Raw genomic sequence first — 24,989 nt, 5'->3', positions numbered from 1 at the left:
TAAATTTTAAAAGAATGAAACCCCAAATTATTTTTTTTGGAACTCCAGATTTTGCTGTTGGTGTATTAGATGAAATACATCAAAAAAAATATATAATTGATGCGGTAGTTACTTCTCCAGATCGAAAATCAGGAAGAGGCAGGAAAATTAATTTTTCTCCAGTTAAAAATTATTGCATTAAAAATAATATAAAGCTGTATCAGCCCGAAAACCTTAAAGAAGAATCATTTATTTCAGAACTCAAACTATATAATTCTGATTTATTTGTAGTCGTTGCATTCCGGATGATTCCGAAAATCGTTTGGAGCATTCCAAAAAAAGGAACTTTTAATCTTCATGCATCATTACTGCCTAATTATAGAGGAGCTGCGCCTATAAATTGGGTTATAATTAATCAAGAAAAAATTACTGGTGTCACAACATTTTTAATTGATGAGAAAATTGACACAGGTAAAGTTTTATCGAAAAGTGAGTATATAATTAATAATAATGAAACTTTTGATTCACTTCATAATAATTTATTGAAAATTGGGAAACCGCTGGTTATTAATACAATTCAAAATATATTTAATGATAAGTCATCTCCCTACAAACAAAACAATGACAAGCTTCTAAAGGTTGCTCCAAAACTTACAAAAGAAAATACAAAAATTAATTGGAGTGATTCTTTAAGTCAAATTGTTTCATTCGTTAACGGTTTAAATAGTTACCCAGGTGCTTGGACTAAAATGATAGATCAAGAGAATGTTAATACTTTTAAAATTTTTGAAAGTGATTGTGAATACACACCGCATAATTACAACAATAATGAACTTGTCGTTACTAATAAACAAATAAAAATTTCTCATAAAGAAGGGTTTCTTATTATTAAAAACCTTCAGCTTTCAAATAAAAAGAGGCTATCAAGCATTCAATTATTAAATGGTTTTACCTTTAATACTGGTGTTTTAGTCTCATAAGCACTGCTATTATCAACAATAACTTGCACTTATTAACAAAATGGAGCTTTTTCCTATACTTTTCTTTTGCATTCTAGTTAAAGGTTATAATTTGTATAGTATAAAACATTTAATCTTAAATTATTATGAACAAAACACAATTAATAGATGCGATGGCTTCTGATGCAGGGGTCTCTAAAGCTGCTGCTAAAAAAGCATTAGAATCTTTCCTAGGAAATGTAAGCGGAGCCCTTAAGGGTGGAAATCGAGTTTCATTGGTAGGATTTGGATCATGGTCAGTAACAAGACGTGCTGCCCGAGATGGTCGTAACCCTCAAACAGGTGCAACGATTAAAATTGCTGCAAAAAATGTAGTAAAATTTAAAGCAGGAGCAGAACTATCTGGATCTGTAAATTAAAAAGCAAACTAGTTTTAAAAAAAGGCTCCAATAAAATGGAGCCTTTTTTTATGACTAATTTTAAGATCTAAGTGAATTAAAATGAAAAAAGGGTACATTTTGGTTGCTGCACCTAGCATCGTTGGAGATTTATCTTTTCATAGGACGGTAGTAGTTCTAGTTGATAATACTAATGAGACTCTTATGGGATTTGTGATTAATAAAAAATTAGACTACTCTTTAAATGAAGTTGCTAATCAATTAAAAAAACCATTTCCTTTATACTATGGAGGACCTGTTGAAACCGATAGTTTATTTTTCATATACAATTCTAAAGTCAAAGTGTCAGGAAGTATATCTATATGTAAAAACCTAAATTGGGGAGGAGATTTTGATGAAATCGTCAAATTAATAAATGATGATAAAATATCTAAAGAGGATATCAAGTTCTTCTTAGGTTATTCTGGTTGGAATCCAAACCAGTTAAAAAATGAAATGAAAGATAAAAACTGGGAGATATTTAAAAACATAGACCAAGACTTAGTTTTATCAAATGAAACTGAAGGTATTTGGAAAAATTACTTAAACTCAATAGGGGGAGAATATCTTATATGGTCAAATAGCCCTGAAAATCCAAATCATAATTAACCTAAGCTTGTTTTAATAAATGATTTGAAAACCTCAGGCAAACGTTTGGTCTGATAAGTTTTTTTTCTGTATTTACACACTGGACTTATTCCGTTATCAATTGACAAAACTGATAGCTCATCAGACACCTGAAGTTCAAAAACACCAAAAGACTCATAAGAAAAACTAATATTGTTATTTTTCAAGTATTCAATAAATAAATCAGACAATACAATTGATTCTCTCCCAATACTAGATGGCGGACATATAATTCTCCCTTCGTGAAGTAAAAAGACATTACCCAATACTGATCCAATCACATTTTTTTTATTATTTAAAATAATATTATCATCACAATTATTTTCAAATGATTCAATAGAAGCAATCCTCTTTATGTCTTTCTGTAGATAAGAAATAGAACCAAATTCCTGGTCAGTTAAATTATAATCTTTGAATAATGACATTTCATTTATGGATGAAAAATCATCATGAATTAATGATTTAGATTTCGAAGTAAAGATTGCTGTAATTAAATTGGGCTGAAAATTATTAAAATTTGGCTTAAATTCATTTGCAAATTTTAAATGAATTATTAAATATTTTTCATTTTCAATATTAATAAGTTTTTTAATTTCTTTAATAAAAAAGTCAAGTGTGAAATCCATTGGTATTACCAATCTTAATCGCCTTAATTGAGCCATCATCATGAAATAATGTTCTTCCCAAAACAGAATTTTATTGCCTTCCCATCTTAGTTTAAAATCAAAAACAGGATTTACAAGAAATGATTTAATAAAACTTGAAGGAATAGTATTGTAATTAGAGTAAATCGCTCCGTTAATGTTAATCATCTATACTTTAACTAGAGCCTAAAACTTGTTTTAATGAAGCTACTAGGTTCTCCCACAGCATTTTAGATTCTTCAAGTTCATCTTCATCTGAAAAATCTGAAATAATTAAAGAAACATCTTTTGTAATTTCATCAACTTGAATTTTAAATTCAAAATAAATCTGATCTGCATCTTCATCATCATTTAACCATTGAAACCTAACTCTTTCGTTATTTTTCTTTTGAATTAATTTTGCTTTTTCTTCTCCGTCATCCCAGAAGAAAGTAAAGTCCTCACCTCTTGAATTAACATCATCAGCAAACCACTCTGACAAACCGGATGGTGTTGACAAATATTGAAAAAGGAGTTGTGGAGAAGCTTGAAAATCAATTTCTAGGATGAATGGAATTTTCTTACTCATATTATTAAAAATTTTGATCAATATATAAAAAAAGAAATTGTTTATCCTTTAATAACTTAAAATTTACTAATCATTGTGTTTAAATAAAGCTTTAACTATATTTGCCCCCCAATGGCGAGGTAGCTCAGCTGGTTAGAGCGTCGGATTCATAACCCGGAGGTCGGGGGATCGTGCCCCCCTCTCGCTACAAATTAAACTATTTTAAAAGTAGGTGTACAGCTAAATTAACATTAGTTCTTGAACATAAAAAGCAATTGATTATAAGTTAAAATCAATCTCTAGTAAAGCTATAAAGTGTTATTGTTTTTTTGCAGTTGAGACAACTGTTGATCCTCCACTTGAACTTGTAGCATTCGAGCTAGTACTTCCTCCTGAAGCAACTATAGACCTTGTTATAGTTGGAGCTGAATTTGTTGAACTATTTCCTTGACTTGAGTATCCGTTATTTGAGTTATCTGGTCCTTTATAAACACGAGTATCTCTAATACCTCCATTGTTAGTATATGATCTTGTATCGTTTCTAGAATTACGAGTTATCCAAGAATTACTTCTACGTGGGGTAGGAACAACTTTAAATTTCTTTCCATTTTTAACAAGAACAGTTAAAATATCGTCTCTTACAGGTTTTGAGTTTTTATTGCCCGTTGAACTAGGTATATCAGCAAGTTCAATAGCATTACTTCCTAACAATTCAAGTTGCCTTAATACGTATAAATTCTCATTAGCTAATTTAATTGAATATTGAGTTAAATCAGTAAAGTAATCCGATCCAAAAAAATATTTAAATTTAGGTTTAAACCACTCGTAATCACCAAAAGAAAGAATCAGATCATCTCTCCATTTATTCCAAGTTAAAAATCTATTATCATAAAGCTCCAAGTATGAATTCCATCCATATCTTCTCATTGAATTTAAGTTGAAATAATTAAAATACCAGGATCTATTGGAATTTGTAACAAAAGTGATGTAGTCGGAAACCAAATCTTGATTCTTTAAAAAAAGATTACGAACACTAATTGGATCTTCCATGATTCTTAAATCATAATTTAATTTAAATTCTTCTTTAATTTTATTTTCAAGATCAGCTTGGGAATAGCTGAAAAAACTAATACTGATAAAAAAGAATAAAATTAATTTAACTAGTTTCATGTGAATTGTATTACGCAACTAAGTTAACTAATTTTAATTTAATATTAAATGTTAAATGTTAACTTAATAAATATTAATTTTGCAATCATCTAAATCATCAATGAATGTTAAGTTCAAATTTCAAAATTTTTTTTTTAATTATCGTTTTATTCTTAATAAAATGTAGTTCTGAGGATAACTTGGAAATACTAGCGGAAGAAGAAGAGATATTAGAAGCTCAGATATCTAGCTGTGTTGATTATACTAACGTAGATAGTTCTGACCTAATGAGTTATTGGAATTTGTTCGTGGAAGATGTTAAATGCTCAAGGGGTGGTCCGGATTACGGAGAAATCAATACAATTGTAAATTTAAAATTTGACATACAAACGCCAGAAGAATTTGCTTCAGGGGTGTCTCCAGATCATGCAGGTTATTCAACATTTGCAGGTTATTGCAATAGAGAAGCTGTTATAATTGGGGTTATACTTAATTTCTGGGAAGATTACACAGAAATACAACAACTATGGCTAATGTATCATGAGTTTGGACATGATGTTTACAAATACGAACACAGTCAAAACAGAACGGATATAATGTATCCTTCGATCCCAAGAGGAGATACAAAAATTAATGATTTCATTAAAGCTAAAAATCGATTTTTAAGAAGAGATTTTCCTGGAATATCATATATCGAATGTCCAGGTGACTAATTCTTATTTATAGATTTATAAATGAGATTAAAAACCAATCCACTGATAACCATAAAAATCCCTAAAAGGGTTAATAAAGTATATCTTTCCTCTAAAACAAAAACTCCAAATAAAATAGTAAATACTACTTCTACATATTTAATTGGGGCAATCTTGTAAGCAAATCCATTTTGAAAAGCTTTTGTCATATAATATTGACCAAAAAAACCAACAACACCCATAAGAAATAAAAGTAATAGATCTTCATTTATTACTGGAGTCCAGTAAAAATAAATACCAATAAAACTTAATGTAAAAGAAGTCATCATAAAATAATTAACTATAACTAAAGGGTGCTCCTTCTTTCCAATTAATTCAATAATTAAGTAAACAAATGCTGAAAAAAAAGCAGCAAGCAAAGCCATGGAAAAACCAAATAAATTCATTTTATTATTAAAACCTCTAATAAAAAGAATACCTATAAATGATATAAGGTAAAAAAACCATTCAATTTTAGATATTTTTTTATTAAAAAAAAAGACAGTTAATATTGCAGCAAAAATTGGTGAGATGTACCTTATTGATACGGCAGAACCAACCGACATATAGCTAACAGAGAAAAAAAAACAAAGCATAGCTAAAGCACCAACCACTCCCCTTTTCATTAAAATTATTTTGTTTTTACCAAAAAATGGAATCTTATAATAAATTAGTAAACTTGAAGTGATAGCCAACGTAGTAATTGATCTAAAAAAAACCAATTGAAAAGTTCCGTAGTTTGTCAGGTGTTTTAACAACGCATTCATAATTGAAAAAGCAAATACACTAATTAACATGTATTTAACGGAACTGTATAATTTTTTCAATCGGAAAATTTTTACAAATATCTATCCTTTTTATTATTATGAAAACTTTTTTTTCTGTTTTTAAAATTTAATGATTAATAATGTAATTTGTAAAAAGAATTATATAAAATGAATAAAAAATACATTTTAGCATTAGACGCTGGGACGACTAGTTCTAGATCTATACTATTTGATAAAAAGGGTAATCAAATTGCAATATCTCAATATGAATTTGAACAATTTTTTCCAAATAAAGGTTGGGTAGAGCATGATCCAGAAGAAATATGGAAAACTCAACTAAAATCAATTGAAGAGGTAATTAAACTAGCAAAAATAAGTCCAAAAGATATTGATTCAATTGGGATTACAAATCAGAGGGAAACTACTGTCATATGGAATAAAAATACTGGAAAACCAGTTTATAATGCTATTGTATGGCAAGACAGAAGAACAGCTTCTATCTGTGATGCTCTAATCAAAGATAATAGTGCACACTTATCAGTAAAAGAATTATTTCAAGAAAAAACAGGGTTAATTCTAGATGCTTATTTTTCTGGCACTAAGATTAAATGGATTTTAGACAATGTTCCTAACGCAAGAGATTCTGCGAACAATAATGAATTGGCATTTGGGACTATTGACACTTGGTTAATTTGGAAATTAACAAACGGAAAACATCATGTAACTGATCCTTCAAATGCTAGTAGAACTCTACTTTATAACATACATGAATTAAAGTGGGATGATGAACTATTAAAGCTACTTGATGTTCCTTTAAATATCCTTCCAAACCTTTGTCAATCTTCAGAAATAATAGGAGAAGCTGAAATTTTTAATCAGAAAATTAGAGTAGCTGGAATAGCTGGAGATCAACAAGCTGCTCTATTTGGTCAGCTTTGTTTTAACCCAGGTGATGTTAAAAACACTTATGGAACTGGGTGTTTTTGCATTATGAATACAGGAGAAAATCCTGTAAAATCAAAAAACAAAATGCTGACTACTATTGGCTATCAAATAAATGGAAAAACCACTTATGCTATTGAAGGTAGTGTTTTTGTGGCTGGAGCATTGGTTCAATGGCTTAGAGATAAGCTTGGAATTATTAAAACAGCATCAGAGATTGAAGCTTTGGCAAGTAGCGAAAAAGACAGTGGTGGAGTTACATTTATTCCTTCTCTTTCTGGACTTGCTGCTCCATATTGGGATCCTCATGCTACAGGAAACATAATGGGTATAACTAGAGACACAACAAAAGGTCATATTGCAAGAGCTGCTTTAGAAGCTATTTCACTTAGATGTAAAGAGGTTGTTGTTGCAATGGAGAAAGATTCAAATACAAAATTTAATACTTTAAAGGTTGATGGAGGGGCAAGTAATAACAACTTATTGATGCAAATTCAAGCTAATATCCTCGAAAGTAATGTTATAAGACCAAAAATAACAGAGACTACTGCACTAGGTGCTGCTTTTTTAGCGGGATTAGCTACAGGTTATTTTAAAAATATTGAAGCTATTAAGAATATATGGGAAAAGGATAAATTATTTAAACCTCAAAAAGACTCATCAATTGAAGAAATAAATATTTTGTGGAATAAAAGAATAAATCAGATTATTAATTAAATGAATCGATCAAATAATCTTTCAAAAATTAAATCTGTTGAATTATGGGATGTTATTATAATTGGTGGTGGTGCTTCTGGTCTTGGTTCGGCAATAGAATCAGCATCTAGAGGCTATAAAACACTTTTATTGGAAAAGTATGATTTTGCTAAGGGAACTTCTTCTAGAAGCACAAAATTAATTCATGGTGGAGTTAGATACCTTCAAAATGGTGATATATCTTTAGTGATTGAGTCTCTAAAAGAAAGAGGAATATTGAAAAAAAATGCTCCACATTTAGTAAAAGATTTAAGTTTTGTTATACCATCCTATAATTGGTGGACTAGTCCTTTTTATGGAATTGGTTTAAAAATATATGATATGATGGCTGGTAATCTTGGAATTGGACCATCTACTTTTCTTGATAAAAATGAAATTGAAAATTTAATTCCGAACGTTAAAAAAAATGGGTTAAAAGGAGGGGTGATTTATTATGATGGACAATTTGATGACTCAAGAATGGCAATAAGTCTTGCTCAAACTGCTGAAAATCATGGTGGAGTTGTATTAAATTATATTGAAGTAATTAATATAATTAAAAGCAGTGACAACACTGTTTCGGGGGTTGAAGTTAAAGATTCATTTAGTAAAGCTAAGTATCAAATAAAATCTAAGGTAGTTGTTAATGCAACTGGTGTTTTTTCTGATTCAATAATGTTAATGGATGATTCGAAATCTCTTAGGATGATTCAACCTAGCCAAGGAGTTCATGTAGTTATAGATAAGAAATTTTTAAATAGTCAACATGCAATAATGGTCCCTCACACATCTGATGGTAGAGTTCTTTTTGCTGTACCTTGGCAGAACTATGTCATTTTAGGCACTACAGATACTAAGGTAAATGAAGCAAAACCTGAACCGAGAGCATTGAGTGATGAAATTGATTTTATTATTTCAAATGCTGGAGAATATATGGCGTCAAAACCATTAAAAAAAGATATTAAAAGTGTTTTTGTAGGGTTAAGACCGCTTGCTGTTAGTGATGATAAAAATGAATCAACCAAAGAAATTTCTAGACATCATAAAATTAAAATAAGCACAAGTGGTCTAATTAGTATCCTTGGTGGTAAATGGACAACATATAGGAAAATTGGTGAAGATGCAATAAGCTCAGCTATGCTAGTTGGTGGATTAGCTTCTTCAAAAACTATTACTGAGAATCTTCCAATTCATGGATATAATAAAAATCCTGATTTTGATGACCCACTTCATGTTTATGGAGCTGACATTAAAGAAATAATAAAAATAACTAGCGACCCTTCTGGAAATAAATCTTTATCAAAAAAACTTAATATTACTAAACATCAAATTTTATGGGCAATTCAAAAAGAAATGGCTTTAACGCTTGAAGATGTTTTAGCTAGAAGAACTCGATGTTTATTTTTAGATGTATTTGAAACTGAAAAATTAATTGATGATGTACTAGAGATAATGGCAAAAGCTTTAAATAAAAATCAAAACTGGAAAAGAGATCAAAAATTATCTTTTTTAACTTTAACAAAAAAATATAAAATATGAATGTGACTCCATTTATTGCTGAACTTATTGGCACAACATTTCTACTTATTTTAGGACAAGGAGTGGTAGCTAATGTTAATTTAAAGAAAACCATTGGAGAAGGTCAAAACCCTTGGCTATTAATCACTATCGCATGGGGTTTTGCTGTATTTGTTGGTGTTTTTATTGCAGGGAGTATAAGTGGGGCTCACTTAAATCCAGCCGTAACATTAGGTCTTGCTGTTGCCGGAAAATTTTCTTGGAATATGGTTCCTTCATATATATTAGCTCAATTAATTGGAGCGATGTTGGGGTCATGGCTAAGTTATGTTGCTTATATTGACCACTATAGAGAATCAATAGAAGAAGATATTGTTAGAGGTACATTTTGTACTGGACCAGCTATTAGAAATTTCAAAAACAATTTGTTTGCTGAGGTTCTTGGAACTTTTGTTTTAGTGTTTTGTGCCCTTTGTATTGTTACACCAAATATAAATATTGAAGGTGTTGTTATTCAAAATTTTGGATTAGGGTCAATCGACGCTCTACCTATTGGTATTGTAGTTATGGTGATTGGAATGAGTTTAGGCGGAAATACTGGGTTTGCTATTAATCCAGCAAGGGATTTTGGACCCAGATTAATTTACTCTCTCTTACCTCGTAAAAACAAAAATCCTGACTGGTCATATAGCTGGATACCGATATTAGGGCCATTTGTTGGTGGGGCTTTAGCCGGGCTTTTATATTTTTTGATTTCTTAGTCAAGTTTAAAAAAAACCTGTATTAGCCTGTTTTTGAGCAAACTCCAAAAAAACATGTTTAAAGCTAACCGACTGATCAAGGATCTATTTACGTAACAGCTTGCTTTTACAATCACGACTCACTTTTTATAAAAAATTAAACGTTGAGTTTGTCAAATAATTACTAATACAGGTAAAACAATATTTTAAAACCTTAGTATGTCTTCAAATGTACGTCAATAATATCTATAAGCTCGAGCACTTTTTCATTCTCTTTAGATAGACCTTGATTATTATGGTTACTATTGTTTTCTAGCTTAGTTGCATATTGTAGAGCACACATAGCTAATACATCTTGTTTATCTCTAACAGCATAGCTTTGTTCAAGCTGTTTAGTCATTGTTTCAATTTTTTTTGCTGCATTACGCAAAACTTCTTCTTGTTCTGGAACTATTGAAAGAGGATATACCCTGTCAGCTATTGTAATTTTTATTTTAATCAAATCACTCATAAATATTACTCATCTTTAATTTCTGATAGCTGAAATATGCAACCTTCAACTTCGTTTATCAATTTATTAATTTTACGTTTTGTGATTGCTTTCCCATCGTTACTTCCTAATATGTTATTTGCAATTATCAGTGACTTATTTTGTTTTTCTAAATCAGCTAATTTAAATTTCAGTATCTCCTCGTTAGATTCTAGAAACTTTGTTTTTTTTATTAGCTGGTTAAAATTTAAATGATTTTCTTTAAGCCTATTAAGGAGTTTGATGACTTTTTCTTCTAAAAGTGATATGGTTTTAGTATAATTATTCATAAAATCATTTACTTATCCACAAATTTAAAAATTATCATAATAATTGATTTAATTTTCGGTAATAATTTAATATTAAAATGAAGATAAAGCATTTAGTTAAATTTATACTTTTAATATCATCATCTATTAGTTATAGTCAAAGTACTATATCTCCCCTTGAAATTCCCTTGAATTTATCTGGAACCTTTGGCGAATTAAGAAACACTCATTTTCATACAGGAATTGATATAAAAACAAAGGGTAAACAAGGGCTAAAGGTCAGATCTATAAAAAATGGAGACCTTGTAAGGGTAAGAGTTAACAAGGGCGGTTATGGCAAAAGTTTATATATAAAACATACCGACGGTACTACTTCAGTTTATGCTCATTTAAAAAAGTTTTCTAAAAAAATTGAGACTTATGTCAAAATGATTCAGTACAAAAAAAAATCTTATGAAATTCAAGACTTTCCTGAAGCGGGTGTGATAAGTTTTAATGCAAGAGAACTAATTGGCTTCAGTGGAAACACAGGAGGTAGCTCAGGGCCACACTTACATTTCGAAATAAGAAGCTCTGAAACAAATAACCCGTTAAATCCTATTAAGTTTGGGCTTAATATAATTGATACTATTAAACCAAAAGTTAATGGTTTATACCTATATAAAGTTTATAAAGATGGAAAATATGATTTTTTAAAAAAAATTGAAATAAAAAAAATTAATGATGGGTCATATTTAGCTTCAACAATAAATTATACTGGTAGTCTTGGAATTGGATTAAGTTATTTTGACCGACAAGATCAATCATATAGTAAAAATGGGGTTTATTCTTTAGATTTTAATTTAAATAATAATCCAACATTCAATTATAAAATGGATGAGCTAAGTTTTAATGATAAAAGACATTTAAAACTATTGATAGATCTTGAGAAATGGAACTTAGAAAAAAATAAAATTCAAAAACTTTTTACTCATCCAAAATCAAAATACAGCTTTATCAGTAATTCAAATTCATATGGAGTGTTTACTATTTTAGATAATGAGAGCTCTACTGGTAGTATAAAAATTATAGATTTTAAAGGCAATAGGACTGATATTAAATTAAAATTCGAAGGAATCATTAAAGATTCTCTTAAAAATATTTCTAATAAAAATACAATCAATCCAGATTATGAATACAATATTGATCTAGATGGAATTAGTGTCAAGTTTCTTAAAAATTCTTTTTATAATCCAATTAATCTCAATATCAAAAGCAATAATGACACCTTATATCTTGGAGAAAATATTCATCCCTTAAATAAAAGTTTTGAGATTAATTTTCTAATCACTAATAATGATAGCGTTACTTTAAAAAAAGGCTTTATTTCAAAAATAAATAAACATGGGAAACCCCTTTTTTTAAAAACAAGAAAAGTAGATAGTCTTTGGACAGTAAAAGTATCTGAGCTAGGTAAATATTCATTATCTATTGATACAATTCCACCAATCATTAAACCTTTAAACTTTAAAAAAAATGAGTGGGTAAGTAGTTTGAAGTTTTTAAAATTAAAGGTTAAAGACGACTTATCAGGAATAAAGTCTGTCGAAGGGTCAATTAATGGGAGCTGGGTCTTATTTGAACACGAGCCGAAAAATAGTATAATTACTTATAACTTTTCTGACCTTTATTTTCCAAATGGAAAACATATTCTAAAAATAAAAGTTGAGGATTTAAACGGAAATGAATCACAATATGAATCAGTTTTTTTTAAAAAATACTGAATTTACCTAATTAGCTAAATTCTTTTAAAACGCCCATCAAGTAATCAACTTCTTTTTTTGAATTGTAAGAAGAAAAAGAAAACCTTAATGAAGGCCAATCATTATTTTTTTCTCCCTGGACTTCTTTCAAAACATGAGACCCTTGATTACTTCCTGACTGGCATGCACTACCCTTAGAACATGCAATTCCCTTTAAGTCTAGTTGAAAATCTAATAAAGAAGCCTTTTTCTTAATTACGGGTATCGCTATATTTATCAGTGTATAAGTACTCTCTTCAGAATCAGAACTACATCCATTGAATTGAACGTTCGGAAAAATTTTTTTGATAGATTTAATAAAATAATCTTTTATAGACTGTATGTATACTTTTTCTTCATTCAGATTATCGTAACTCAAAGAAATTGCTTTTTCCATTCCAATAATATTTGGAAGAGCTTCTGTGCCTGCTCTTAGTCCTCTTTCTTGTGCTCCACCACGAATAAATGGATTAATTCCAGTGTTCTTTTTAACGTATGAAAACCCTACTCCTTTTGGTCCATGAAATTTATGGGCTGCAGCAGATAAAAAATCAATATTATATTTTTTAACATCAATATTAAAGTGAGCGACACCTTGAACAGCATCAGTATGAAATAATGCATTTAACTCTTTACAGAGTAAACCAACTCTTTCTAGATCTAGAATAGTACCTATCTCATTATTAACATACATTAAGGTTACAAGCTTTTTAGAATTATCCTCCTTTAGAAGTCTTTCAAGATCTTGAAAATCAACTTGACCCTTGTTGTTTGTTTTAACATACTTAATATTAATACCAGAAGACTCAAGATCATCAAGCGTATGTAAAACAGCATGATGTTCTATCCTTGAAGATATAATTGTGGTTACACCCATATCTTTGACTGAACATCTAATTAACATGTTATCAGACTCAGTTCCGCCAGAAGTGAAAATTATTTCTTGAGGTGAGGCATTTAAATATGAAGCAATTACTTTTCTTGCATTTTCTAATTTAGATTTAGCAGACCTACCAAAAGAATGAGTAGAAGATGGGTTACCGTATGTTTCTAATAAACAGTTTTTGATTTCGTCTACAACTTCATGCCTAATACGAGTAGTAGCGGCATTATCAAAATACACTTCCATCTAAAAACAATTTTTTGCTAAGTTAATTAAGATTCAAACTCTCGCAATGTTTTTTTTATAATAGTAATACATTCATTTAACTGAGTTTTTGTTATTACTAATGGAGGTGCAAACCTTATAATATTTCCATGAGTGGGTTTTGCAAGAAGTCCATTATTTTTCAACTTGAGACATATGTTCCATGCTGTTTTACTATCGGGTTCATCATTAATTACAATTGCATTAAGCAAACCTTTACCCCTAACTAATTTAACAATAGAGCTCTGTTTTATATAGTTATTTATCTCATCACGAAAATAATTACCAAGATCTCTTGCTCTTTGAGTTAATTTTTCGTTTTTAACAACTTCTAAAGCCTTTTTTGCTACTACAGAACCAAGAGGATTACCCCCAAATGTACTCCCATGCTGACCAGGTTGTATTACGTCCATTATTTTACTATCACACAATACAGCAGAAACTGGATAAGTTCCACCGCTCAGAGCTTTTCCTAAAATTAATAAATCAGGTCTTGTGTATGTTGATTTTTGTCTTTCACAATTATTTTCACAAGTGCAATTTCCACAAACTGCTAATAAAGATCCCGTTCTTCCAATACCTGTTTGAATTTCATCAGCAATAAATAAAACATTATTTTTTTGACATAGTTTCTTTGCTTCAGACAAATAATCTTCATCAGGAACATAAACTCCTGCCTCTCCTTGGATTGGTTCAACTAAGAAACCAACCACATTAGGATTGTTATCTAATGTAGATTCAAGAGATTTTAAATCATTATATGGAACATGAAGAAATCCCGGGGTATGGGGTCCAAAATAATCTTTAGATCCAGGATCAGATGAAAAAGAAATAACTGTAGTAGTTCTTCCATGAAAATTATTTTCACAAACAATTATTTGAGCTTGATTTTCAGGTATACCTTTAATTGTATGACCCCATTTTCGAGTAATTTTTATTGCTGTTTCAACTCCTTCAGCACCAGTATTCATAGGCAGCAATCTTTCAAAGCCAAAATATTTAGTTGAAAACTCCATGTATTCCCCTAGTTTGTCATTATGAAAGGCTCTCGAAGTCAAAGTAAGCTCTTTTGCTTGACTTATTAAAGCTTCAATTATTTCTGGATGACAGTGGCCCTGGTTAACTGCTGAGTAAGCAGATAAAAAGTCATAATATTTTTTACCTTCAACATCCCAAAGAAAGACTCCTTGTCCCTTAGTTAAAACAACTGGAAGAGGGTTATAGTCATGGGCTCCAAATTCTTTTTCTAATTCCAAATGATAGCTTGAAAGAGTAGTGTCAATAACTGAGTTTTTTTTTGTAGGACCTACCATGGTTGTTTTATTTAAAACATTATTACTGTCTATTGTTGTAAATATATAAATTATATTAAGAATATTTAAATTTAAAACTGGAGTTTGTTAAAATAATAATTAACGTTTATGACTATAAATTATAAACAATAGTAGTTTTGTAAAATGAGAAGTAAAAATAAAAATATTATTTATGAGGATATAAAAATTATAGATACTGCCAGTAAAGGAAAATCTGTAGGAAAAACAGCTGATGGTAAAACAATTTTTATTTACAAAGGTGTTCCTGGAGACATAGTGAATGTTAATGTTTTTAAAAAAAGGAAAGGTTTTCTTGAGGGAAGGATTGAAAAATTAATATCTCCTTCACCAAATAGAATTGATCCAGAATGTGATCATTTCGGAATATGCGGGGGCTGTAAATGGCAGAATATGAATTATGCTGCTCAATTAATTTTTAAGCAAAAAGAAGTGCTTGAAAATATCAAAAGAATAGGTAAGATTGATTTAATAGAACCTGAAACCATACTTGGTTCATCCGAACAGTACTTTTATAGAAATAAAATGGAATTTTCATTTTCTAATAGAAGATGGCTAACTATTGATGAAATAAATGATAAGGAAAATGATCTTAATAAAAATGGACTTGGATTTCATAAACCAGGTATGTGGGATAAAATAATTGATATTGAAAAATGTTATTTACAAGAAGATCCTTCTAATGAGATTAGAAATTCAATAAGAAAGTATTCTTTTAAAAATAATCTTTCATTTTATGATTATTATAATAAAACAGGTCTACTCAGAACTTTAATGATAAGAACAAGCAGTAATGGAGGTTTAATGGTTTTAATTCAATTTTTTGAAAATGAGGTAAAAAAAATAGCTAGTTTACTTGAATATTTAACATCAGAATTCCCAGCTATTTCTTCTCTTAACTATTGTGTCAATTCAAAGGATAATGACACGCTTTATGATCAAGAGATAATTTGCTACTCTGGAAAAAGTTACATTACTGAATCAATAGAAGATTTAAAATTCAAGATCACACCCAAATCTTTTTATCAAACTAACAGCAAACAAGCATATGAGTTATATAAAATAACTCTTGATTATGCAAGTCTTCAAGGATCTGAAATTGTTTATGACCTTTATACTGGAACAGGAACAATTGCACAGTTTATTTCAAAAAAATGTCATAAAGTAATTGGAATCGAGTCTGTGGCTGAAGCTATTGAAGCTGCAAAGCATAATGCAAAAGCTAATAAAATTAGAAATGTAGAGTTTGTTTTAGGAGATATGAAAACAGTTTTTAATGATGCCTTTATTAATAAGTATGGAAAAGCAGATGTCGTTATAACTGATCCTCCAAGAGATGGAATGCACAAAAAGGTTGTTGAACAGATATTAAAATTATCTCCAAAAAAGATAGTTTATGTAAGTTGCAACAGTGCCACTCAAGCAAGAGATTTATTCATATTAAAAGGTAATTATAAAATAAGTAGATCTAGAGCTGTTGATATGTTTCCACAGACTCATCATGTAGAAAATGTTGTACTTTTAGAAAAGCAATGAAGAGAAAAATAATAATTTCTATTCTAATAATTTTATCTTTTACATCATTAAGTAAATGTGAAAGAGATGATATCTGTATTGAAGGAACAAAGGGAACTCCAAACTTAATAATTAGATTTTTTGATGCTAATAATATAAATGAGCCAAAAAATGTTCCTTTTTTAGTGATAAATAAATTAGATGATGATTATCGAGATTACATAAGAAGATATTTTTTAGGAAATGATTCAATTTCAATACCACTTAAAGACTCTCAAGACTTCACTCAACTAAAGTTTTTTTATAATTGGGGTGGTGAAGATGAAAATATAGATACATTAAAAATAAATCATGATCGTTTCGATATTTATATGGATAGAGCATGCGGTTTTAAAGGTCAATTTATATTTAACGAAAATCCAATTGAAGGAATTGGCACTGAAAATTCCTGGATTAAATCATATAAAATCATAAAAGATTCAATATTAAATGAAAACAGCATGCACCTGGCATTGTATCATTAGTTTTATTTTTATTATTAATTTACAATTACTATCTGCCCAATCTAAAAAAGACAGTTTAGTTAATGATAAAACAAAAGCTCCATTAACACTTCGTTTTGGTGTTGATCTTTTTCAACCTGCCATATCTCAATTTGATAAAACTTTTAAAGGTTTTGAAATTGTTGGAGACCTTAGAGTAAAAGAAAACCTTTATCTGAGTTCCGAAATTGGGACTCTAGAAAGAACTCAACAATCTGAACTTATAAACTTTACAACATCTGGAAGTTATATTAAATTTGGGTTTGATTTCAATATGTATAAAAACTGGACTGGAATGAATAATCAGGTTTATTTAGGTTTTAGATTTGCAAACAGCCTATATAATCATAATATTAATAATTACTTACTATATAGAACTGAACAAATTTTTGAGGAGGAACTTGTTCAAAATGAATACTCTACTGGGAAATTAAGTGATTTAAATGCTCAATGGATTGAATTCTTAGTTGGAATGAAAGTTCAAGTTTTAAAAAACACTTATATGGGGTTTAGTCTAAGACTTAACAGATTATTGGGCAGCACTTCTTCGGAAAATTTTGGTGTTTTATTCATTCCTGGATTTAATAGAGTTACAGATGAAAATATTTTCGGCTCATCCTTTAATTACACCCTCACCTATTCAATTCCCTTTAAATGGGGGAAATCTAGATAATACTTTAAGGTTTATTCAGCTTGTGAATTTTTTTTGTTCCCGGATAAATAGGAAAATATAATAGTCGAGATTCTAACTTACCATTAAATAATTTTATTTTTCTGCTCGGTCTTAATCCAACATACTTCATTGCATCCAAGTTAGAAGAGATAAACCATGCGTCAGTATTTGAGTATTTAGTCTTTAAGGTATCTCCTATGTTTTTGTATAATTCTTTTATATCGCCTTTTAACCTTTCTCCGTAGGGAGGATTTGTAACTAAATGTAATTTTTCATTAGAAGCCTTGCTTGTATCAAAAAAACTATTTTGATCAACTGAAATAAAATCACTTAAACTAGCCTGATTTATATTTTGTTTAGCTTTTAGAATAGCCGATGGAGACTTATCATATCCATAAACACGAATGCTAGGCTCCTTGACTTTCTTTAATTGTGAATTTTGAATCAACTCAAATAAATCAAGATCCCAATCTGGCCATTTTTCAAAAGCGAATTCATCTCTATTTATATTAGCTGGAATATTAGATGCCATCATAGCTGCTTCTATTAAAAAAGTGCCACTACCGCACATTGGATCTATAAAATCAATTGATTTATCCCATCCTGATAACTTAATTATTCCAGCAGCTAAAACTTCATTTATTGGAGCGATGTTAGTTGATGTTCTATAACCTCTCTTGTGTAAAGATTCACCTGAAGAATCTAATAACAAACTACAAACATTATTGTTAATATGGAGGTGAAAGCGAAAATCAGGATGTTTAAGATCAACATTTGGACGAGTCTTATTTTCATCTCTAAATTTGTCAACTAAAGCGTCCTTGGCTTTTTGAGAAACAAATAGTGAATGTGTAAAAATATTTCCTGAAAGGACCGAATCAAAAACAAAAGTACTTGATTCGTTCATGTAGTCACTCCATTGATATTTATACAGCTCGTTGTATAAGTCTTCATTGGAATTAGCTTTAAACTCATAAATGGGCTTTAGAATTTTAAGAGCCGTATGTAAACATAGGTTTGCTTTATAGATAAAACCTTTATCACCGATAAAAGATACTATTCTATTACCAATTTCTATATTTTGAGCACCAAGATCAAGAAGTTCTTTAGCAAGAACTTCTTCCATTCCATAAAAGGTCTTGGCAACTATCTTAAAATTATTATCCATAAATCATTTACAGATCAAAAATACTTTAATTTTGCTGAAATTATATTTTTATTATAAATGAAAATAATTAATATTTTATTGCCTTTAATTGGATGTTTAATCGGTTTTTATATTGCCTTTAATTTTAAGTCCAAAGATTTAAAACTGATTTTAGCTTTTAGTGGCGCACTACTTATAAGCTTAATTGTTTCTGATATTCTACCTGTTCTATATCTTCAAACACCATTTACGCCTGGGCCTTGGATAATGATTGGAATTTTATTACAAATTATTTTAGAGTTTTTTTCGAAGGGTGCTGAACATGGTCACTCACACTCAAAAACAAATCAGAATCAATCATTTATAATTCTAGGAAGCATATGTTTTCATGCCTTTTTAGAGGGTATACCAATAAATAAATTTGAAACATTAAGCTGGGGTTTATTTATTCATAAAATTCCCGTGGCAATGGTTGTTTATTTTATTTTTAAAAAGGTTAACGGCTCAGTTAAGTATAAATTATTGTGTTTGGGTGCTTTTTCTATCGCCACACCTTTAGGAGCAATTATTTCTTATAAGCTACCTCTTTTTGAAGATTTACTATATCCATTGACTGCTGTTGTAGTTGGGATGCTTTTGCACATTGGGACAACAATTTTATTTGAAAGTAGTGAAGGACATAAATTTAATCTTCAAAAAATTTTCAGTATTGTCGCAGCTATATTAATTGCTGCAATTATTTAATTTCAAATCTTACTTTAGGAAAGAATGGTTATTATTCTAAATCAGTGGATTAATACTATGTGAACTTGTAGTTTGTGTTTTGCTGGAGAATCAAATGATTTTAATTGATATTATCTTGGCTCACTCACGCTTATGGTTTTAACTCAGGTACTTGTTTAGCAACTGAAGCAAAAATCTAATTAGGTAAAATAAGAAATAATAGCTATATAATCTGACAATTACACTATAAACATGACCTTATGTCATGTTTATTTCATATTAATACTGACAATATGTCAATATTCTGTATGGGCATTGATTTTGTATTTAATAATTTGTAAAAAATGTTTAACTAAAATATAAATATTATGAATTTAATTAGAAAACAAAATACTAGATTTCCATCAATAATGGATGATTTTTTTAAAACAAACTGGGACATACCTATTCCAGATTATTCAAACTCAACACCAGCTGTTAACGTAAAAGAAGATGATAAGAGCTTTACATTACAAATTGCAGCTCCAGGGGTCAATAAGGATAATTTTCAAATAAGCTACGAAAACAAAGTAATGTCAATTGAGGTTGTTAAAAACAATGAAAATGAAAATGATGATTTCACAAGGAAGGAATTTGATTACAACTCATTCAAAAGAAGTTTTTCAATCCCTAAAAGTGTAGAATTGTCAAAAATAAATGCTTCTTACCTTAATGGTGTTTTAAAAATTAAATTACCTAAAAATAAAGAAGACCAATTACAACCTAAGAAATTTATTAAAATCAAATAATAATTTTTTTACAATATTGATGTAATTTTAATTAGTTCCAAACCCTCCTTTCAGGAGGGTTTTTTTAAAAATTATTCATAATGATCCTATTAAAGTACAATACTTTAAGAATTGGAACTCTTTTTAATTCTATTTAATAAGTTTTTTCCAGAAACTGCACTAGCTGTTAATAATCCGGAAAACAAAGCCCCTCCTACTCCAGCAGTAACGATATCTTGTCCGGTAAGAAAAAAGTTTTTAATTTCTGTTTTAGGCTTTAGAAAAACTTGATTGAAACGCTCTGGATTATGATCAATTCCGTACAATTCACCTTTTTTATAATTAACAAAATTCTTTGTGGTTAATGGGCTTGACAATTCATAATGATCTATTTTATCTCTTAGATCTGGAATCTTATCAAATAAGCATTCTAAAAGTCTTTTAGAAATCTTTTCTTTGAGCTGATCATAATCACCCCCCCTTTTCATCCATTTTGTACCTTCCCATTGAGAAAAAGTTTCGTAAGGCAAAAGAGTAATAACATCAATAGTACTTTTGCCAGGATATCTTTTATTCCATGTAGGGTCCTTAGATGATGGAAAAGAAATATAAACCAATGGAAATGGAGCATCGATATCATTCAAATAGTCGTCAACACACTGATCATGACTTCCTTTATCTGGATATATCCACAAATTATTTTTAGGGAGATTTAAATCTTCTGGTGATCCATTTAACCCAATATAAAGACAACCATGTGAAACCGATGGCTTAATTTCATTTAACCTTGGAGTTAAATTATATTTTTTACACATCTCTGATGGGATCAATTTTTCATAAGTATTAAAAACTCCAGTACCACTGACTATTTTATTTGCATAGAATTCTTTACCATCCGACATTAGAACACCAACAGCTTTATTTTTTTTCACAACAATCTGCTTCACTTCTGCACTAACTAAAATTGTTCCAGACGATCTCTCTATCACAGGATCTATTGTTTCTAAAATCCTTGAAGATCCGCCAACAGGGAAACTACCTCCATCAAAATAATGCTTAACTACCGATGCATGCATTGCAAAACTACTCTGTTTAGGAGGAAGACCATAATCTCCATACTGCGCAGTAAGAACTTTTATTAATTGATCATTTTTAATAATTTTTGATAAAACATCATAAGTTGTCTGATTTGAATATTTTAAATATTCTCTCCTCATGAAACGACCTAAAATCTTATCGATAAAACTTGGCAAAACTTTGCTTAAGTAGAATTTACCTGTAGCTTTATTTGAAGAAAAAATAAGATCTATGTAGTTTTTAATAGAAGTCTCTTGGTCAGGAAAATATTCTACCAATTTATTTTTAAAATTCTTAACACCTTTTACAAAATCATACTTTTTGTTACCAATAATCACCCTGTCGTAAACACTACCCATATCAGCCCATTTAAGCTTCGAATCAGTAATGTAATCGAATAACAGTCTTATAGCACTATTCTTTCTTTGAACCTCACCTATATAATGAATACCAACATCCCACTCATAACCTCTTCTTTTAAAAACATGCGTAAATCCACCAGCAGTGTAATGCCTTTCAAGAACAAGAACTTTTTTGCCTTCTTTTGATAAAATAGCTGCAGCAGATAAGCATCCAATTCCAGAACCAATCATTATTACATCGTAATGATCTTCTGTTTTATATTTTCTTTTATACGATTGAATCATTTAAAATAAATTTAACAAGTTAAAAGCTGTTCAAAAAACCCACCTATCTCCTTTTCGTTATCAACAAAATGAATTTCAAGTATCCAATCTCTTTTATTTCCATTTATATCTAGAGCTAACATATCGATATTATTATCAGGGTGGACATAGTTAGTTTTATCTTCTTTATCCAATTTTTCATGTGGAAAGTGACCAATTAAATGTCCGGCAATTTCACCTCCAAATTTCCAACCATAATTGTTTGCACTTTTAACTGCGTAATCGTAAAGCTCAGCCCCTGTTATATGTTTTCTTGAAATAAAAAAATTCTTACACTCATTCCAAGCTAGTGAAATATCTTTAACAAGCTTCAGCTTTAGCTTATCGTCTCCTAAAACATAAGTTCTTCCATAATCAGCCTCCCACTCATCAAATATCGGTCCAAAATCAATAAACAAAATATCATCCTCTTGTATTATTAAATTATCTGGATTTTCATTATATGGCTTAAGAGTGTTTTTTCCAGCCCTAACAATTCTCTTGTGCCAATACTTTTTTATTCCATAAAGCTCGAAAGCTAGATTAAAGATCTCAGCATTAAGATCGTTTTCTGACTTGCCAGGACAAATTAAGCCCCTGTTATCAATTTGATTAAACAATTGAGCTGCTTTTTTTTCTGCCCCAATTAGTTGTAATTTAGTATCATTCATTTTATCTATTCATTATTTAATGGCTTAATTTAATAATTATTATTTGACTAAATCATGAGTAAAAAAATTATTTTTCTTATATGTTAGAAATGAAAACTAATTGTGAAAATTGCAATAAGCACTTTCTAAATGTAAGTAAAGAAGTTTTCATATGCTCTTATGAATGTACTTTTTGCAAAGACTGTGTTGAAAAAAAACTAAAACATATTTGCCCTAACTGTAATGGCGACCTTCAAATAAGACCAATAAGAAATTAACACCAATTAAAAAAATCTACTCAATAGTTATAGTACCTACCATACCTCCATGCAAAGAACATTGATAGTAGTATACACCTGCTTCAGTTGGCGTCCAAGAAACAGTCCCATCATCAACCCCATTACCCACTACTCCATCTATTAAATTTCCTGAGCCAGTTCCAGCTATTGTTTTTAAATAAAATGGGTGACCAGTTGCATCTACAACAAAATTGATATTATCACCAATATTAAAAACTAAACCTGGATCATTTCCAGAAACATTTCCATTCCTGTCGGTTCCACTTAAGCTATAATCGGATGAATTATTAGCGGTTACTGAGAGAGAATATGACTCAGAAGTATCAATGTTGAAGGACCAAACACCAGAGATATCTTGAATTTTAAACCAATTATTTTTGATGAAATCAATGTTAGAATTCTGGTCAGAATATTCATTTTCTCTTGCGCAAGAGGTAAACAAAAGCCCATTCATTACTTCAGCTTCTGTTAAAAAACCTTGATCTATCATTAAATTAATAGCAGCAGCTCCTCTAGAAGCAATTGCTCCACCTAACAATGAATTTGGATTAGGCTCGTTTTCAGAAACCGACTGGTTATAAGCAGCTAAGGCTTCTTCCATAAAAATAGATTTTGCTGATTCAATTATACCTATCTCTGCTGCAACATTGTGTGAAAAATACTCCGCGCCACCTTCTATGATCCATCTAGAGTTTGAATTCTCGTTTTGATCCATCAAATTTCTACAACTTTCATCTTCCAAATCCTGCTGAAATGCATGATAAGTTTCATGAATAAATAATTTTTTTAAATTTGGAATGCTCATTTCACTTGGAGCAGCAATTAAAACTAGTCTCACATCAGATGTAATTGCAAACTGAGAAGAAACATCAGCACCATTATTAATATAATTCATGTTTTCATCAACAATTTCTTGAAGTTGAGTCTCGTTGAAACTAGTATGTGTAGAAATCCAATTTGACATACTAGTTTCTATTGAAGATAATTGATCATTGTTTAGAACAACTTCGTAAGAATTAAAGCCTCCAGGACCAATAAAACCACCCTCACTTATTAAATTTCCAACTGGAAATACTATAGCCATTATTTTAGCAACTCTAGTATTCATTTTTAACGAAGAGGTGTTAAAAATTAATTCAAATTCTGATTCTGGAATTTCTTTTACTATTAAGGGATATATTAAATCGAAGCTTGGGGAGCTTTCAACAGAACTTATTTCTTGAAAATTTGCAGATATAGTAATATCTGAATTTACAATGATTGATATTGAAGCATCAGTAGAACTATTGCCTGTCCAATTCACGAAATTAAAACCAAAATTTGCAGACGCAGTAATTGTGACAGATGTGCCTTCATCATATGTACCCCCAGTTGATGATACTGAACCACCCAAGCCTGAAGTTACAGTTAATGTGTATTGAACTGTAACTGGTTCTGTCGCATCTACTGGAGGTTGAACTACAACTGAAGGTGTAACATATCCGTCATCAGATGATGAACAAGAATAAATAATTAAAAAAGTGATTATTAAAAGTTTCTTCATGATTATTTATTTATTTTTAGTATTAATAAATTATTGGGACTATAATCTCATTATTCCTGTTTATGAATCTATATGGGCTATTGTAGACTAAAATCTTTGTGTCTCCATTTATTTGTATGCTATTAAGATTGAGTTTTAAAATAAGTTCTTTTGAAAATTTGTTTTCTTTCTCAGAGTTAGTATAACCTCCATACTTAATAACTGCATAATATTGGCCGATACTTTGATATAATTTTAAATCTAAATTTAATGGGTTGGGAGCAGTTTCGAGAGTAATCTTGGATGGAAGAACAAATTCCATCGAAGATTTAGTGTTAGTTTTCTGCATATGAACTGGGGTTGTCATCGACATCTTTTGATTCAAGTCGTTTGAACCAGAAATATACTTAAACAGGGGGGCAAAGCCACTACTTTTATTTACATCACCATCATATTTTATCATCATAGAAGGTGGATAGTATCTAATCTCAATTCCATCAAAATTTGATACTATATCAAATTTTTGTGTTTCATATTGGGACATCATAAAAAGTGGATAAAGAAACATAATAAAAAA

27 protein-coding genes, 1 tRNA gene and 1 other RNA gene are annotated in these 24,989 nt (G+C 29.8%); 15 read left to right on the top strand and 14 right to left on the bottom strand.

The annotated features are described in order from the left end of the window. Nucleotides 1–14: 14 nt before the first annotated feature. The 3 genes from fmt to AC34EU_RS00550 all read left to right on the top strand — a co-directional run bounded on the left by fmt (nt 15) and on the right by AC34EU_RS00550 (nt 1,984). Nucleotides 15–959 carry a methionyl-tRNA formyltransferase gene (gene fmt / locus AC34EU_RS00560; protein WP_487532974.1) on the top strand — a complete coding sequence of 315 codons (945 nt, stop codon included), beginning with the start codon at nt 15–17 and terminating at the stop codon, nt 957–959. A gap of 125 nt (nt 960–1,084) precedes the next feature. Continuing rightward, nucleotides 1,085–1,357, top strand: a complete 273-nt coding sequence (locus AC34EU_RS00555; protein WP_487532973.1) for an HU family DNA-binding protein — start codon at nt 1,085–1,087, stop codon at nt 1,355–1,357. Nucleotides 1,358–1,438: 81 nt separating this feature from the next. Next, nucleotides 1,439–1,984, top strand: a complete 546-nt coding sequence (locus AC34EU_RS00550; RefSeq protein ID WP_487532972.1) for a YqgE/AlgH family protein — start codon at nt 1,439–1,441, stop codon at nt 1,982–1,984. Here the strand turns inward: AC34EU_RS00550 and AC34EU_RS00545 are convergent. After that, nucleotides 1,981–2,814, bottom strand: a complete 834-nt coding sequence (locus AC34EU_RS00545) for an aminotransferase class IV (protein ID WP_487532971.1) — start codon at nt 2,812–2,814, stop codon at nt 1,981–1,983. The two genes, AC34EU_RS00550 and AC34EU_RS00545, sit on opposite strands and share 4 nt — an antisense overlap. Before the next feature lie 7 nt (nt 2,815–2,821). Continuing rightward, entirely contained in the window at nt 2,822–3,214 is a 393-nt protein-coding gene (locus tag AC34EU_RS00540; protein ID WP_487532970.1) for an START-like domain-containing protein, read from the bottom strand. Nucleotides 3,215–3,327: 113 nt separating this feature from the next. On the opposite strand from AC34EU_RS00540, the gene AC34EU_RS00535 reads away from it, so the two are divergent. Next, a tRNA-Met gene (locus AC34EU_RS00535) sits at nt 3,328–3,401 on the top strand. 110 nt (nt 3,402–3,511) lie between these two features. On the opposite strand, the gene AC34EU_RS00530 is transcribed toward AC34EU_RS00535, so the two are convergent. Beyond that, the gene (locus AC34EU_RS00530) at nt 3,512–4,363 is read right to left on the bottom strand and encodes a hypothetical protein (RefSeq protein WP_489666858.1); all 852 of its coding nucleotides are present in this window, start codon (nt 4,361–4,363) and stop codon (nt 3,512–3,514) included. A 179-nt stretch (nt 4,364–4,542) separates the two neighbouring features. Here AC34EU_RS00530 and AC34EU_RS00525 point away from each other — a divergent pair, with 179 nt between their 5' ends. Continuing rightward, complete coding sequence (locus tag AC34EU_RS00525; RefSeq protein ID WP_487532968.1) at nt 4,543–5,055, top strand: hypothetical protein; 513 nt, start codon at nt 4,543–4,545, stop codon at nt 5,053–5,055. Here AC34EU_RS00525 and AC34EU_RS00520 read toward each other — a convergent pair. Further along, complete coding sequence (locus AC34EU_RS00520) at nt 5,052–5,900, bottom strand: DMT family transporter (RefSeq protein WP_489695985.1); 849 nt, start codon at nt 5,898–5,900, stop codon at nt 5,052–5,054. The genes AC34EU_RS00525 and AC34EU_RS00520 overlap by 4 nt on opposite strands. A 108-nt stretch (nt 5,901–6,008) precedes the next feature. Between AC34EU_RS00520 and glpK the strand changes: the two genes are divergently transcribed. The 3 genes from glpK to AC34EU_RS00505 are packed head-to-tail and all read left to right on the top strand — an operon-like array spanning nt 6,009 to nt 9,796. Then, on the top strand, nt 6,009–7,499 hold the full coding sequence (glpK, locus tag AC34EU_RS00515) for a glycerol kinase GlpK (RefSeq protein WP_487532966.1): 1,491 nt from the start codon (nt 6,009–6,011) through the stop codon (nt 7,497–7,499). Next, complete coding sequence (locus AC34EU_RS00510; protein WP_487532965.1) at nt 7,500–9,056, top strand: glycerol-3-phosphate dehydrogenase/oxidase; 1,557 nt, start codon at nt 7,500–7,502, stop codon at nt 9,054–9,056. Then, a complete protein-coding gene (locus AC34EU_RS00505) occupies nt 9,053–9,796 on the top strand; it encodes an MIP/aquaporin family protein (protein ID WP_487532964.1) in 744 nt (247 codons plus the stop codon). The genes AC34EU_RS00510 and AC34EU_RS00505 overlap by 4 nt, the downstream gene beginning before the upstream one ends. 39 nt (nt 9,797–9,835) lie before the next feature. Here the strand turns inward: AC34EU_RS00505 and ssrS are convergent. From ssrS to AC34EU_RS00490, 3 genes are all read right to left on the bottom strand, one after another. Next, nucleotides 9,836–9,945, bottom strand: a non-coding RNA gene (ssrS, locus tag AC34EU_RS00500) — 6S RNA. Nucleotides 9,946–9,989: 44 nt separating this feature from the next. Then, nucleotides 9,990–10,286: a cell division protein ZapA gene (locus AC34EU_RS00495; RefSeq protein WP_487532963.1), complete on the bottom strand. Its 297-nt coding sequence runs from the start codon at nt 10,284–10,286 to the stop codon at nt 9,990–9,992. 5 nt (nt 10,287–10,291) lie between these two features. Continuing rightward, complete coding sequence (locus tag AC34EU_RS00490) at nt 10,292–10,594, bottom strand: hypothetical protein (RefSeq protein WP_487532962.1); 303 nt, start codon at nt 10,592–10,594, stop codon at nt 10,292–10,294. Between the two features lie 77 nt (nt 10,595–10,671). On the opposite strand from AC34EU_RS00490, the gene AC34EU_RS00485 reads away from it, so the two are divergent. Continuing rightward, nucleotides 10,672–12,336: a M23 family metallopeptidase gene (locus tag AC34EU_RS00485; RefSeq protein WP_487532961.1), complete on the top strand. Its 1,665-nt coding sequence runs from the start codon at nt 10,672–10,674 to the stop codon at nt 12,334–12,336. Between the two features lie 10 nt (nt 12,337–12,346). On the opposite strand, the gene AC34EU_RS00480 is transcribed toward AC34EU_RS00485, so the two are convergent. After that, a complete protein-coding gene (locus AC34EU_RS00480; RefSeq protein WP_487532960.1) occupies nt 12,347–13,483 on the bottom strand; it encodes a cysteine desulfurase family protein in 1,137 nt (378 codons plus the stop codon). 26 nt (nt 13,484–13,509) lie between these two features. Next, nucleotides 13,510–14,814, bottom strand: a complete 1,305-nt coding sequence (gene rocD, locus AC34EU_RS00475) for an ornithine--oxo-acid transaminase (RefSeq protein ID WP_487532959.1) — start codon at nt 14,812–14,814, stop codon at nt 13,510–13,512. 144 nt (nt 14,815–14,958) lie between these two features. On the opposite strand from rocD, the gene rlmD reads away from it, so the two are divergent. From rlmD to AC34EU_RS00460, 3 genes are read left to right on the top strand one after another with little or no spacing between them, the layout of a single operon-like run. Continuing rightward, entirely contained in the window at nt 14,959–16,368 is a 1,410-nt protein-coding gene (gene rlmD / locus AC34EU_RS00470; RefSeq protein ID WP_489695984.1) for a 23S rRNA (uracil(1939)-C(5))-methyltransferase RlmD, read from the top strand. Further along, nucleotides 16,365–16,871 (top strand): DUF6452 family protein, encoded by a 507-nt coding sequence (locus tag AC34EU_RS00465; RefSeq protein WP_489695983.1) that lies wholly within the window; start codon nt 16,365–16,367, stop codon nt 16,869–16,871. The genes rlmD and AC34EU_RS00465 overlap by 4 nt, the downstream gene beginning before the upstream one ends. After that, the gene (locus AC34EU_RS00460) at nt 16,837–17,562 is read left to right on the top strand and encodes a DUF6048 family protein (RefSeq protein WP_487532956.1); all 726 of its coding nucleotides are present in this window, start codon (nt 16,837–16,839) and stop codon (nt 17,560–17,562) included. The genes AC34EU_RS00465 and AC34EU_RS00460 overlap by 35 nt, the downstream gene beginning before the upstream one ends. A 4-nt stretch (nt 17,563–17,566) precedes the next feature. Here AC34EU_RS00460 and AC34EU_RS00455 read toward each other — a convergent pair whose 3' ends face one another. Beyond that, entirely contained in the window at nt 17,567–18,730 is a 1,164-nt protein-coding gene (locus AC34EU_RS00455; protein ID WP_487532955.1) for a THUMP domain-containing class I SAM-dependent RNA methyltransferase, read from the bottom strand. Nucleotides 18,731–18,787: 57 nt separating this feature from the next. Here AC34EU_RS00455 and AC34EU_RS00450 point away from each other — a divergent pair, with 57 nt between their 5' ends. Both AC34EU_RS00450 and AC34EU_RS00445 read left to right on the top strand, forming a co-directional pair. Then, on the top strand, nt 18,788–19,453 hold the full coding sequence (locus tag AC34EU_RS00450) for a ZIP family metal transporter (protein ID WP_487532954.1): 666 nt from the start codon (nt 18,788–18,790) through the stop codon (nt 19,451–19,453). A 347-nt stretch (nt 19,454–19,800) separates the two neighbouring features. Further along, nucleotides 19,801–20,220 carry an Hsp20/alpha crystallin family protein gene (locus AC34EU_RS00445; RefSeq protein ID WP_489695982.1) on the top strand — a complete coding sequence of 140 codons (420 nt, stop codon included), beginning with the start codon at nt 19,801–19,803 and terminating at the stop codon, nt 20,218–20,220. Nucleotides 20,221–20,324: 104 nt separating this feature from the next. On the opposite strand, the gene AC34EU_RS00440 is transcribed toward AC34EU_RS00445, so the two are convergent. Together AC34EU_RS00440 and AC34EU_RS00435 are read right to left on the bottom strand one after the other, a co-directional pair. Beyond that, nucleotides 20,325–21,923 carry a phytoene desaturase family protein gene (locus tag AC34EU_RS00440; protein ID WP_487532952.1) on the bottom strand — a complete coding sequence of 533 codons (1,599 nt, stop codon included), beginning with the start codon at nt 21,921–21,923 and terminating at the stop codon, nt 20,325–20,327. Nucleotides 21,924–21,934: 11 nt separating this feature from the next. Next, nucleotides 21,935–22,612: a M24 family metallopeptidase gene (locus AC34EU_RS00435; RefSeq protein WP_487532950.1), complete on the bottom strand. Its 678-nt coding sequence runs from the start codon at nt 22,610–22,612 to the stop codon at nt 21,935–21,937. A gap of 80 nt (nt 22,613–22,692) precedes the next feature. On the opposite strand from AC34EU_RS00435, the gene AC34EU_RS00430 reads away from it, so the two are divergent. Beyond that, nucleotides 22,693–22,869: a DUF1272 domain-containing protein gene (locus AC34EU_RS00430; RefSeq protein ID WP_487532948.1), complete on the top strand. Its 177-nt coding sequence runs from the start codon at nt 22,693–22,695 to the stop codon at nt 22,867–22,869. A 16-nt stretch (nt 22,870–22,885) separates the two neighbouring features. Here the strand turns inward: AC34EU_RS00430 and AC34EU_RS00425 are convergent, their stop codons facing one another. Both AC34EU_RS00425 and AC34EU_RS00420 read right to left on the bottom strand, forming a co-directional pair. Beyond that, nucleotides 22,886–24,433, bottom strand: coding sequence for an InlB B-repeat-containing protein (locus AC34EU_RS00425; RefSeq protein ID WP_487532946.1), 1,548 nt, complete (start codon nt 24,431–24,433; stop codon nt 22,886–22,888). A gap of 22 nt (nt 24,434–24,455) precedes the next feature. Next, on the bottom strand, nt 24,456–24,959 hold the full coding sequence (locus AC34EU_RS00420; protein ID WP_487532944.1) for an SOUL family heme-binding protein: 504 nt from the start codon (nt 24,957–24,959) through the stop codon (nt 24,456–24,458). Nucleotides 24,960–24,989 lie beyond the last annotated feature (30 nt).

Source organism: Candidatus Marivariicella framensis, assembly GCF_982709265.1.
The sequence above is the reverse complement of the archived record's forward strand: the minus strand, read 5'-3'. Positions and strand labels throughout refer to the sequence as shown.